Source organism: Pseudomonas sp. BF-R-19, assembly GCF_019956445.1.
GTDB classification, from domain to species: Bacteria; Pseudomonadota; Gammaproteobacteria; order Pseudomonadales; family Pseudomonadaceae; genus Aquipseudomonas; species Aquipseudomonas fluorescens_BH.
In genome coordinates, this window is the sequence record NZ_JAHBDN010000125.1 from 131973 (window position 1) to 144435 (window position 12463).

10 protein-coding genes are annotated in these 12463 nt (G+C 61.7%); 5 read left to right on the plus strand and 5 right to left on the minus strand.

The annotated features are described in order from the left end of the window. Nucleotides 1–48 precede the first annotated feature (48 nt). From KGB28_RS31320 to codA, 4 genes are all read left to right on the plus strand, one after another. Nucleotides 49–1128, plus strand: a complete 1080-nt coding sequence (locus tag KGB28_RS31320; RefSeq protein ID WP_223449313.1) for a patatin-like phospholipase family protein — start codon at nucleotides 49–51, stop codon at nucleotides 1126–1128. Between the two features lie 75 nt (nucleotides 1129–1203). Then, nucleotides 1204–1560, plus strand: coding sequence for a 6-carboxytetrahydropterin synthase QueD (gene queD / locus KGB28_RS31325; RefSeq protein ID WP_008049817.1), 357 nt, complete (start codon nucleotides 1204–1206; stop codon nucleotides 1558–1560). 123 nt (nucleotides 1561–1683) lie between these two features. Then, nucleotides 1684–2514: an alpha/beta fold hydrolase gene (locus KGB28_RS31330; protein WP_223449315.1), complete on the plus strand. Its 831-nt coding sequence runs from the start codon at nucleotides 1684–1686 to the stop codon at nucleotides 2512–2514. Nucleotides 2515–2729: 215 nt separating this feature from the next. After that, nucleotides 2730–3974: a cytosine deaminase gene (gene codA, locus KGB28_RS31335; RefSeq protein WP_223449317.1), complete on the plus strand. Its 1245-nt coding sequence runs from the start codon at nucleotides 2730–2732 to the stop codon at nucleotides 3972–3974. Nucleotides 3975–4093: 119 nt separating this feature from the next. Here the strand turns inward: codA and KGB28_RS31340 are convergent, their stop codons facing one another. Continuing rightward, on the minus strand, nucleotides 4094–5086 hold the full coding sequence (locus KGB28_RS31340) for a diaminopimelate epimerase (protein WP_223449319.1): 993 nt from the start codon (nucleotides 5084–5086) through the stop codon (nucleotides 4094–4096). 165 nt (nucleotides 5087–5251) lie between these two features. Here KGB28_RS31340 and KGB28_RS31345 point away from each other — a divergent pair, with 165 nt between their 5' ends. Next, nucleotides 5252–6403, plus strand: coding sequence for an MFS transporter (locus KGB28_RS31345; RefSeq protein WP_223449321.1), 1152 nt, complete (start codon nucleotides 5252–5254; stop codon nucleotides 6401–6403). A gap of 144 nt (nucleotides 6404–6547) precedes the next feature. Here KGB28_RS31345 and KGB28_RS31350 read toward each other — a convergent pair whose 3' ends face one another. From KGB28_RS31350 to KGB28_RS31365, 4 genes are all read right to left on the minus strand, one after another. After that, nucleotides 6548–8971 (minus strand): TonB-dependent siderophore receptor, encoded by a 2424-nt coding sequence (locus KGB28_RS31350; RefSeq protein ID WP_223449323.1) that lies wholly within the window; start codon nucleotides 8969–8971, stop codon nucleotides 6548–6550. A 98-nt stretch (nucleotides 8972–9069) separates the two neighbouring features. After that, complete coding sequence (locus tag KGB28_RS31355) at nucleotides 9070–10053, minus strand: FecR family protein (RefSeq protein ID WP_223449324.1); 984 nt, start codon at nucleotides 10051–10053, stop codon at nucleotides 9070–9072. Nucleotides 10054–10093: 40 nt separating this feature from the next. Further along, on the minus strand, nucleotides 10094–10594 hold the full coding sequence (locus KGB28_RS31360) for a sigma-70 family RNA polymerase sigma factor (protein WP_057713991.1): 501 nt from the start codon (nucleotides 10592–10594) through the stop codon (nucleotides 10094–10096). Nucleotides 10595–10841: 247 nt separating this feature from the next. Beyond that, the gene (locus KGB28_RS31365; protein WP_223449326.1) at nucleotides 10842–12428 is read right to left on the minus strand and encodes a GMC family oxidoreductase; all 1587 of its coding nucleotides are present in this window, start codon (nucleotides 12426–12428) and stop codon (nucleotides 10842–10844) included. Nucleotides 12429–12463: the final 35 nt, after the last annotated feature.

The window sequence follows — 12463 nt, forward strand, 5'->3', positions numbered from 1 at the left end:
GCAAGCCCGCTCCCACATAATCCCCGCTTGCCATACATCGAGAGCGCAATGACCGCCATCCACATCAAGTTCCCTTCCCTGACCCTCAAGGCCGGTCCACGAGCCTTTGCGCGCATCCGTGACAACGGCTTGAATGCCGCCGATGTCGGCACCCTGCCTGGCGCTGCCGGCGGTCCGAAGGCGCTGGGGATTCAGGGTCTGGACCTGGCGCTGTTCGGCGAGTGGCTGCCGGCGGCACCGCGGGAGCGCTCGCTGATTGGCGCATCAGTAGGTTCCTGGCGCTTCGCCAGCGCTTGCCTGCCGGACGCCGCCGAGGGCATCCGGCGTCTCGGGCAGCTGTACACCGAGCAACACTTTGCCAAGGGCGTGACCATGGCGCAGATCAGCCAGAGCTCACAGCGCATGCTCGATGACCTGCTCGACGGTCGCGATGCCTCGATCCTCAGTAACAACGATTACCGCCTGAACATCATGGTGGTCAAAAGCCACGGCCTGCTGGCCGACGATCATCGCGGCCGCCTCGGGCTGGGCCTGTCATCGGTCATCGCCGACAACCTGCGCGGCCGGGCGCGGCTGGCACGGCACTTCGAACGCCTGATCATCCACGACCCGCGCCTGGCGCCGCCGGTCGATGCCTTGACTGACTTCCCGTCGCGCTTCGTCGCCCTCAATGCCGGCAATTTGCGCCAGGCCCTGCTGGCATCGGGCTCGATCCCGATGGTGATGGAAGGCGTGCGTGACCTGCCGGGCGCCGGCGCCGGCACCTTCCGCGACGGCGGCCTTTTGGACTATCACCTGGACCTTCCCTACAGCGGCAACGACATCGTGCTTTACCCGCACTTCACCGACCGGGTGATCCCCGGCTGGTTCGACAAGACCCTGCCGTGGCGCCGCGCCTGCCCGGCTCGCTTGCAGAATGTGCTGTTGCTGGCACCGTCAAAGGAATACCTGGCGCGCCTGCCCTACGGCAAACTGCCGGACCGTAACGACTTCAAGCGCTTCATGGGCGATGCCCCGAGCCGGCAGAAATACTGGCGCACGACCATGGACGAAAGCCGCCGCCTGGGCGACGAATTCCTCGAACTGGCCGCCAACGGTCGCCTCGGCGAGCGCTTGCTGACCCTTTAGTCAGGACAAACTGGTAAACTCGCCGCCTGCCCGAATCGCTGCGGCGAACGCCACCTGAACAGAGCTGAAATCACTGTGGAAATCTTCAAGGAATTTACTTTCGAATCCGCCCACCGCCTGCCCCACGTACCGGATGGCCACAAGTGCGGGCGCCTGCACGGTCACTCGTTCAAAGTGGCAATCCACCTGAGCGGCGACCTCGACCCGCACACCGGCTGGATCCGCGACTTCTCGGAAATCAAGGCGATCTTCAAGCCGCTGTACGAGCGCCTGGACCACAACTACCTGAACGACATTCCCGGCCTGGAAAACCCGACCAGCGAAGTGTTGGCCAAGTTTATCTGGCAGGAAATGAAACCCCTGCTGCCGGAGCTGAGCGCAATTCGTATCCACGAAACCTGCACTAGCGGTTGCATCTATCGCGGCGAGTAATCTTCAGACAACACTGCTCCCACAGGGGATATGCGTTTCGTCAGTGACATGAAAAACAGCCTTCATCGGCTGTTTTTTTATGCCTATGCTTTTTGCCTCTTCCCCCGCCAAGAGGACAAGCCCATGACTGACTGGCCGCTGGATCAGGTCTTCGACTTCAACGGACATCAGGTGCGATACGCCGTGCGCGGCGACGGCCCGCCGCTGGTGTTCGTGCATGGCACGCCCTTTTCTTCTTTCGTGTGGCACCGGATCGCGCCGTATTTCACGGCGACTCACCGCGTCTACTACTTCGATCTGCTGGGCTACGGGCAGTCGGCACAACCCGACGACGATGTCTCGCTCGGTGTGCAAAACCAATTGTTGGCGCAGTTGCTGGAGCATTGGCGCCTGGATCGCCCCGACGTGGTGGCCCACGACTTCGGCGGCGCCACGGCGCTGCGCGCGCACCTGCTCAATGGCAAGGATTACCGCAGCCTGACACTGATCGACCCGGTGGCGTTGACGCCGTGGGGTTCGCCGTTCGTGCAGCATGTGCGCCAGCATGAAGCGGCGTTCAGCGGACTGCCCGATTACATCCAGCGCGCCATCGTGCCGACCTATATTCGCGGGGCGATCAAGCGGGAAATCCCGGACCACGAACTCGCGCCGTACGTGAAGCCGTGGCTGGGGGAGCCGGGGCAAGCGGCGTTCTACCGGCAGATCGCACAGATGGACGAGCGCTATACCTGCGAGGCCGAGGGCCTGTACCCGACGATTCGCTGCCCGGTGCAGACTCTCTGGGGTGAAGACGACCAGTGGATTCCCATCGAACGCGGGCGGACCTTGCAGCAGATGATTCCCGGATCGCAGTTTTATCCGATACCCAACGCCGGTCACCTGGTTCAGGAAGACGCGCCCGAAGCGGTAGTCGCCGCTCTTATGCGGTTTTTACCCCTGCAACAATCTACCTGAACAAACCCAATCCCCTGTGGGAGCGGGCTTGCTCGCGAAGAGGCCGTGTCAGTCACCATCAATGCTGACAGTCACACCGCCTTCGCGAGCAAGTCGGATCGCCGCACCGCCGCTCCCACATTTGAACGGTGGTGATCAATGTCACTGGCGGGATTCGCCGCAGGCGAGCTAACGTAAGGATATTGCCTACACGATTCACCAAAAGGACTCGCCCGATGCACATCATCAATGCCCGTCTGCGCAACCAGGAAGGCCTGCATGAGTTGTACCTGGAAAACGGCCTGATCAGCAGCATCGGCCGTCAGATCGAAGCCCCGACCCTGGGCCCTGGCGATCTGGATGCCGGCGGTAAACTGGTGGTGCCGCCCTTTGTCGAGCCGCACATCCACCTCGACGCCACCCTGACCGCCGGCGAGCCGCGCTGGAACATGAGCGGCACGCTGTTCGAAGGCATCGAGTGCTGGGGCGAACGCAAGGCGACCATCACCCAGGAAGACACCAAGGCCCGGGCGAAAAAAACCATCCAGACCCTCGCCGCCCACGGCATCCAGCATGTGCGCACCCACGTCGACGTCACCGATCCGCAACTGACCGCGCTCAAGGCCATGCTCGAAGTACGCGAGGAGAGCCGGCACCTGGTCGACCTGCAAATCGTCGCTTTTCCCCAGGAAGGCATCGAGTCCTACCGCAATGGTCGCGAATTAATGGAAGAAGCCATCCGCATGGGCGCCGACGTGGTAGGCGGCATTCCGCATTTCGAATACACCCGCGATCAGGGCGTCAGCTCGGTGAAGTTCCTCATGGACCTGGCCGAACGCAGCGGTTGCCTGGTGGACGTGCATTGCGACGAAACCGACGACCCGCACTCACGTTTTCTCGAAGTGCTCGCCGAAGAGGCCCGCAGCCGCGACATGGGTTCGCGGGTCACGGCCAGCCACACCACGGCCATGGGCTCCTACGACAACGCCTACTGCGCCAAACTGTTTCGCTTGCTCGGGCATTCGGGGATCAGCTTTGTCTCCTGCCCCACCGAAAGCATCCACCTGCAAGGTCGCTTCGACAGTTTCCCGAAACGCCGGGGCGTGACCCGGGTCAACGAGTTGCTGGAAGCGGGCATGAACGTGTGCTTCGGCCAGGACTCCATCGTCGACCCGTGGTATCCGCTGGGCAACGGCAACATTCTGCGGGTGCTCGAAGCCGGCCTGCACATCTGCCACATGCTCGGTTATCGCAACCTGCAAAGTGCGCTGGACCTGGTGACGGACAATAGCGCCAAAGCCATGAACCTCGGCGACCGCTACGGCCTGGAGCGCGGGCGGCCGGCGAACCTGCTGATTCTGTCGGCGGAAAGCGATTACGAGGTGATCCGCAGCCAGGGGTTGCCGCTGTACTCGGTGCGCGATGGCAAGGTGTTGATGAAGCGGACGATGCCGGTGGTGGAGTTCAGTGGGCTGAGCTGAGTCTGGTGTTGACGGGGCTGGCCTCTTCGCGAGCAAGCCCGCTCCCACAATTGACCGAGTTGTCCAGACAAACGCGGTTAAATGTGGGAGCGGGCTTGCTCGCGAAGGCTATTTTGAAGTCAATCGATTAACCGAGCCGTACCAAACAGGCTGACCCGACTCAATTCCCCCAACTCCTCCTCCAGCAAGATCGGCGCCGTGCCACCCGGCATCGTCACCCTCACCTCCCCGGCGCTGACCCAACCTGCCCGCCAGGCCGCACAGGCCACCGCGCTGGCGCTGGTCCCCGACGACGCCGTCGGCCCCTCGCCCCGCTCGAACACCCGCGCGGCGATGTGTCCTTCGGACAAGCGCATTGCCCATTGCAGATTGATCCCCGCCGGACAAGGTTTGCCTGCACCGACCGGCATGGCGTAGGCGATTCGCGTCAGCTCCTCACCCAGCGCCGGCTCACGCATCTGCTCGTTGCTCGGCAGATCCCCGGCGCTTTCCACCAGCGTCACGCAATGGGGATTGCCGACCCGCGCGAACTGGCTGCGCGACCATGCGCTATTGAGTGCCGACAACTGTTTAACGTGGCTGAGTTCGCGACCATTCAACAGCACCGTTTCAACGCCGACAGCACTAACCGCCGACGGCCCGAACCCGGGCTGTCCCAGGTCGAGCCAGAAACCCATTACGCCCTCGACTTCTGCGGCCTTAACCGAAGTCTGCCCCGGCGAAGGCGTATCAGCCTTGTCGTGATGAACCCTGAGCAGACAGGCTTCGTCGCCGGGTAAAAGCCCTTGATCGCTCAATGCCTGGGAAAAAATCGTCAGCCCGTTGCCACTGCGCTCGGCCAGGGTGCCATCGGTGTTGACGATCAACAGATCAAAGGGAGGCGACGACTGAAACGGCCCGACCAGCAAACCGTCGCTGCGATGATCCTTGCTGCCGGACGGTTGAGTGCCTGGGGCCCAGCTGCAGCAAGCCTCGATGGCGGCCACCGCCCAGGCGTCAAGGGTTTGCGCTGCCTGGCTGGCTTGATCGGGCAGGTCGATGCCCTGGCGGCGCAGTTCTTCGGGCGCTACCACGATGTAAATATTGCCCCGTGCATCGTACCGCTGCGCCATGGCGCCCTCCGCGTGTCATTGGAATGGCTCAACATATCGCGAAAAACCGCGGCACTGTGCAAGGATGTCGCCCTGTTTGACCGTAAAACTTTCCGGGCACTGATCGAACCCTCACAGGCCGATCACTGTCCGTTGAGAACGCGACGCTTTTTGCCAAGGATTGTTATGACCAGCCTCAACAGCCAAACCACTTTCGTTCCCGGCCGCCTGGAACAGATGTCCACGCGCATCGCCTTTTTCATCGCCGGGGTCGGCATCGCCGCGTGGGCGCCGCTGGTGCCTTATGCCAAGGCCCGGGCCGGACTGGATGAAGGCACCCTGGGATTGTTGCTGCTGTGCCTGGGGGTCGGTTCGATCCTGGCGATGCCGTTGGCCGGGATCCTGTCCACACGTTTCGGCTGCCGGCGGGTGACGGCTGGCGGGACCCTGCTGATCTGTGTCGCCCTGCCGCTGCTGGCGACGGTGTCGTCGATTCCGGCGCTGATCGCCGCATTGTTCATGTTCGGCGCAGGGCTCGGCACCGTGGATTCGACGGTCAACCTGCAAGCGGTGATCGTCGAGCGCGCCAGCGGCAAAAACATGATGTCGGGTTTCCATGGCCTGTTCAGCCTGGGCGGGATTGTCGGTGCGGCGGGTGTCAGCGGGTTGCTTGGCCTGGGGATTTCACCCCTGGGGGCCACGCTGGTGGTGATCGTGTTGCTGCTGATCGCACTGGTCAAGGCCGTACCGCATCTGTTGCCCTACGGCAGCGAGAGTTCGGGGCCGGCCTTTGCGGTGCCCCATGGCATCGTCCTGTTCATCGGCGGCATGTGCTTCATCGTGTTCCTCGCCGAAGGCGCGGCGCTGGACTGGAGCGCGGTGTTCCTGACACAGGAACGTGGCATCGACACGGCATATGCGGGGCTCGGTTATGCGGCGTTTGCCCTGACCATGACGGCGGGGCGTTTGACCGGTGACAAAATCGTGCGACGCCTGGGCGCGACGCGGGTGATTGTATTCGGCGGGCTGACGGCCGCTTCAGGCTTGTTTCTGGCGACGTTCGCGCCAAGTTGGGAGGCGGCGCTGGTGGGTTATGCGCTGCTGGGGGCCGGTTGCTCGAACATTGTGCCGGTGCTGTACACCGCGGTCGGCAAGCAGACGGTCATGCCCGAAAGCATCGCCGTGCCGGCCATTACCACCCTGGGTTATGCGGGCATCCTGGCAGGCCCCGCCGTCATCGGCTTCGTCGCCCATGGCAGCAGCTTGAGCTTTGCCTTTGCCTTGATGGCGGTGTTGCTGGTGGCGGTGGCCGTTGGTGGGAGAGTGTTGAAGGTCTGAAAAGCTTCCACCGGTAAGCCCCGTGCCCAATGTGGGAGCGGGCTTGCTCGCGAAGAGGCCGTGACAGTCGCCATCAATGTTGACTGTCAGACCGCTTTCGCGAGCAAGCCCGCTCCCACAGGGTTCTTGGTACACCTAGGTCTATCAGAACCCGACACTGGCCTGCACAAAGAACGTGCGCGGCGCACCGACGTACATGCCTGAGTTGTTATCGCTGGAACGGGTGAAGTACTGCTTGTCGAAGATGTTCTTCACCCCCGCCCCCAGTTTCAGGTTCGACACCTGCGGACCGAAGTCATAGCCACTACGCACGTTCCAGGTCACGTAACCCGGGATGTCGCCGAACTGGCCGTCAGCGGTGCCTTCGGTGATGTAGTTGCCGTTGAAGCTACCATCGGCGTTCACGCCGGTGCCCGGCGAACGCTGCTTGGACTGGGCGAACGCATCGAGGTTGTAAGTCCAGCGGTTGACGTCGTAACGCAGGCCGGCGGTGGCCACCTGGCGGGAGTAGAACGGCAGGTCACGGCCCTTGAAGCCCGGGATCTCACCTTCGTAGGTGGCGCGGGTGTAGGTGAAACCGGCGTTGGCGGTCAGGCCGTCCAGCATCGGGTTCAGCGCGGCCATGTCGTAATGCACCGAGGTTTCGATACCCTGGTGCTTGGTCGCACCGAGGTTGGTCCAGCCCACGTCATTGCTGATGTATTGCAGTTCGTCGTCGAAGTCGATGTAGAACAGCGTCACTTCCCCGCCCCACACGTCATCGTTGTAGCGCGTACCGATTTCGTAGGTCTTGGCCTTTTCCGGCTCCAGGCCGTTGGCGGGCTCATCACCGATACCGCCCTGCCCCAGCTGGAAATACTGCAGCGCGCCGAACGAGGTTTCGTAGTTGGCGAACAACTTCCAGGCATCGGACATGTGATACATCACGCTCAGGGCCGGCAGCGGCTCGTTGCTCTCGATGCTGCGTTTTTTCTCCGGCACCCGTTTACCGGCATTATCGAGCACCGGACGGTCGTGCCAGTCGGTGCTGATGTGCTCGAAGCGAATACCCGGGGTAACGGTCCAGTTGCCAACGTCGATCTTGTTGTCGACGTAGACCGAATTGGCCTCGGTTCCACCGGTGCGGTCCTGATAGACATGACCGTCCGCCCCCGGACGCACGACCGGCTCGTTGTTGACCAGCGCCACACGACTGGCCTCTTCGTGCATGGCTTCCTTGAGGTAGCGATAGCCGACGCTGACTTCCTGGGTGGTCGGGCCCACATCAAACACATGGGACACCCGTGGTTCGATACCGTAGGTGTAGTAGCTGCGCGGATAGGAGTTGAGTGTGCTCAGGTCGCGGGAGGCAATGGTGCTGCCACGGAAACTGTCGGTGTAGTAGGTCAGCACTTCGGCCTGGGTGCGATCGTCGATCTGCCGCACCCACTTGAACGACACATCCTTGCGGCGGCCGCTGAAGTTGTCGTAGTCGCGCACCGACTGGAACGGGTCAGCGTCGTACTGCGCCTGGGTCAGGCCGCCGGGCATGTCGGCCTTGGCGTCGTAGTAGTGGAAGTTGAGGCTGAAATCGTCGACATCGGTCGGCGCCCAATGGGTCTTGAGGATCACGTCGTCGATGTCGTTGCCGTTGTTGCTTTCACGGTAACCGTTGCCGTTCACCCCGGAGTACAACAACGCCACGCCCATGCCGTTGTCGGCGGTTCCGCCCATGAATGCGGTCTCGATGTGCTTCCAGCCACCGTGCTGGGAGGTTTCCAGGGTGGTGCCGATTTCCGCCGAGGCTTTTTCCGGGATCGCGCGGGTCACGAAGTTGATCACGCCGCCGACGTTTTGTGGTCCGTAGCGCACGGAGCCAGCACCGCGTACCACGTCGATGCTATCGAGGTTGCCGGAGGAAATCGGTGCCATGGACAGTTGCGGCTGGCCGTAAGGCGCAAACGCCGCCGGGATGCCGTCGATCAGCACGGTGGAGCGTGGCGACAGACGCGAAGTCAGGCCACGCACGCCGACGTTGAGGGAAATGTCGCTGCCACCGGTGCCGTTGGCGTCCTGCACTTGCACGCCCGGGACACGTTTGAGTACGTCGCCGACGTTCATCGCGCCCTGCTCGACCATGGCTTCGCGGCGCACCACCGTGCGTGCGCCGGGGTGGTTCTGCACCACGGCGGCATCGGCGTCGCCGAGCCAGTCGCCGACCACCTTGATGTCAGTCACGCCCAGTTCCAGTGGGCCGTTGGCCGCCGAAGCGGGCGCTGGCATCAACGTCACCGAACCTTCATCGATCTGGTATTGCAGGCCGCTGCCTTGCAGCAACTGGCGCAGCGCGTCTTCCGGGGAAAGGTTGCCATCCACCGCCGGGGCCTGCTTGCCGGCAACCAGTTCAGGGCTGAAGAACACCTGAAGCGAGGTTTGCTGGCCCAATTGACTCAGGGCTTGTCCCAAGGGTTGCGCCGGGATGCGGATGTTGTCGGCGGCAAAGGCCTGGGGCAGCGCAATATTGACCGCCAGCGCGAGGGCCAGCGGCAACCAGGGGAGTTTGTTGTTTTTAGCGGTGGAGTTTTTCACGTCGAACGTAATCCTGTGGATCGCAAGAGTGTGCGCTTGTTAATGCAAACCAGTTGCAGTTGAACAGGAAGACGATGAACTCGAAAAAAACCTGAATTTTATTTTGAGATTATTTCCTGGCTGCCATCGCCAAGGGTACGCACGGCCACCGGCAGGATGCTCGGCAAGGCCTTGAGCAGCGCGTCGGTATTGTCGGATTTGAACACGCTGGTCAGGCGCAGATCGCCCACCGCTGCGCTGGCGACCTTGAGCGGCTTCTCGCGATAGCGCGAGACCTGCTCGGCGACATCGGCCAGGCTGGCGTTGTTGAACACCAGTTTGCCGCTGCGCCAGGCGGTCATTTCCGCCGGGTTGACGGCATAGGCGGCGGCAACTTTGCCCTGGGCATCGACGTGGGTGCCAAGGCCTGCCGTCAGACTGATGAAATCGTTGTCGGCGGCGTCGTGCCCTTGAACCTTGACGGTGCCCTGCTCCACCACCACCCGGGTTTCGCTGGCGCCATGGCGTACATCGAATCGGGTGCCGGTGACCGTGACCTTGCCGCTGCCCGCCGCGACCACGAATGGTCGGCTGGTGTCGTGCTCGACGCTGAACATCGCTTCGCCTTCGCTCAGCTCAACGTGGCGCTGGCCCTTTTCAAAGCGCACCTGGATCCGGCTGCGGCTGTCCAGATCCACCGCCGAGCCGTCCGGCAACGCCACATGGCGGCGCTCATTCAGGGCTGTTGAAAACTCGGCGGTGTAAGGCGCCGGATGATTGAAGCCGCTGAACAGGCCCAGGCCAAGCGCTACCGCGACCACGCTGGCGGCCACCGCGTAACGCAGCACCGGACGACGCTTTTTCAGGACTGGCGGGGTTTCACACAGGGCCCGCAAACGCGCCGCCGGCACCAGGTCGGCGGCGCTCCACAAGCCCTGGATCACTTCGAATTCGTTTCGGTGTTGGGGATGCTGGTCCAACCAGATCTGAAACCGGCGACGCACTTCGACATCGACGACAGGCTCCTGCAAACGCACAAACCACTGCGCCGCGTCATCGCGAACCGCTGTTTGCCCGCACGCACAATCACGAGTATCCATCATGGAAGTTCCTGTTTGGCTGGGGAGGAGAAGGCGCGGCCGGTCATGACTGCAACCCGTCCAGTCGATCGCGCAGGTGCCGAAGCGTGCGGATCATATACTTTTCCACCATGTTCTTGGACAGCCCCAGCCGTTCGGCGATTTCGGCCTGGGTCAAGCCCTCGATTTTCTGCCAGACAAACACCTTGCGGCAGTTGACCGGCAGCTCGGTGAGCGCCCGTTCGATGGAATCCGCCAGCTGGATCGCGTGCATGAAATGCTCCGGGTCGCCGGTCGGCGACTCACTGAGATCAATCGCCTCGGACTCCATGGCGCCCCGCCGGTCCTCGCGCCGATAACCATCCACGGCAATGTTGCGCGCGGTCTGGTGCAAATACGCCCGGGGCTGTTGCACCACAGCCGAATCGGACTCAAGCACCCGCACGAAGGTGTCGTGGGCCAGGTCCTCGGCCTGCTGACGATTCCTCAGGCGACGGGTCCAGGTGCCAACCAACTCTTCGTAATGCTCGAAAAAGCCGTGTCTGCGGGGCAGCTTGAGGGTCATTGCGGTGTGCTGTGGAGGCGGGGCGTTAATAGTAATGCGTCCTATTAACTTGAAGCAATGGTTTGCGGCTCTACGGCAAATGGAGGTATTCGAAAAGCTGGCAAAAACGGCAAATAAACCATCGGATTTTGTAAGAACCTGATCACCAGCTACGCCTGAAGGAAAAAAAGCGCGGCAGCAACAGGTGACGCACCTGTGACTGCCACGCCTTGATCAAACGCTATTGGATGCCTGGCTGGATATTGACCTATTGGCCACTTCTGATCATGTCGGCGGCCCTTTCGCCGATCATGATGCACACCGCGTTAGGGTTCCCTGAAATCAGGGTCGGCATAATTGATGCATCGGCAACGCGCAGTCCTTCGATGCCATGCACTTTGAGATCCGGAGCAACAACCGATTGCTCATCTACACCCATGCGACAGGTGCCGGAAGGATGTAGCGCCGCGTGGGCTTCTTCGTGGCAGAACTTTTTCATAGCCTCTCGAGACGTGACCGCCGCGTCCGGCACATGACGCCTGGCAAGGTAGGGTTTGAAGGCGGCCTGGGACATGATCTCCTCACCCACCAGGCAGCCCTCCACCAGACTTTCAATGTCATAAGGATCGGAGAAGTAGTTAGGCACGATTCGCGGAGGCGACATCGGGTCTGCCGAGTAAAGTTCGACATACCCTCTGGACCTGGGACGGATCTGCCCCAGGTTCAAGGTGCATCCATTGCCCCCGGGAACCGAGTCGACGCCCTCTTCAATGCCCGCGCCCACGACCATGAAATACTGGATATCGGGATTGGTGGCAGCCTTGTCTCCCCACCAGAAAGCACCACCTTCAATCAGATTGGACGCCGCCGGACCTTGCCTGAACAGGGCGTACTGCAAGCCCGCCATCATTTTCCAATGCAGCTTCTTGTACTTGTCGTAGCTGTGCGGCCCGGTCAGCTCATAGACCAGCGACACTTCGATATGGTCCTGAAGGTTCTGACCCACGCCGGGTAAATCCTTGACCACCTTGATGCCATGCTTTTCAAGCTGCGCGGCAGGGCCAATACCGGACAACATCAACAATCGGGGTGAGTTGATGGCGCCTGCCGATAGTACGATCTCCTTTTGCGCATGCATGACCCGTCGCACGCCGTTCTCGACGTATTCAACGCCAATGGCTTTGCTTCCCTGGGTCAAAATGCGGATCACGCGACAGCCAGTCTTCACCGTCAGGTTCTTGCGTGACTTGGCGGGTGCCAGGTAGGCCACCGCCGCACTGCTGCGAAACCCATTTTTGGCGGTGATTTGATAAAGCCCGCAGCCTTCGGGTTTGCCAGAGTTGAAATCTTCGTTATACGGCAGGCCGTACTGCTGGCAAGCGCGAAGCCACACTTTGGTCAATGGATGGATATTGATAGGGTCAGAAACACCCAAGGGGCCGCCGACGCCATGGACATCGTTACAGAAACGCTCGTTGTCTTCGGCTTTTTTGAAGTAAGGCAGTACGTCGTTGTAGGACCACCCCGTTGCGCCCTGCTCGACCCAGCTGTTGTAGTCGGCGGGCACACCGCGGATGTAAATCATCGCGTTGACTGAACTCCCACCGCCCAGCACGCTGGCCTGGACCATGGTTGGCGTTTCGGCTCGGCGTTGATCTTGCGTCGGCTCCCACGCATACCGTTTCAACAGCGGACCTTGCGCTGTCTTGTAGTAGGCCCCGGGGATATGAATGTAGGGGTTGCGGTCACGAGGCCCCTCTTCAAAAAGAACAACGGACGCAGACGCATCTTCGCTGAGCCTCGATGCCACCGTGCAGCCTGTCGAGCCGCCTCCGATTACGATGAAATCCACCATGACGACTTAAGACCTTTTATGAGGTACACATTGTA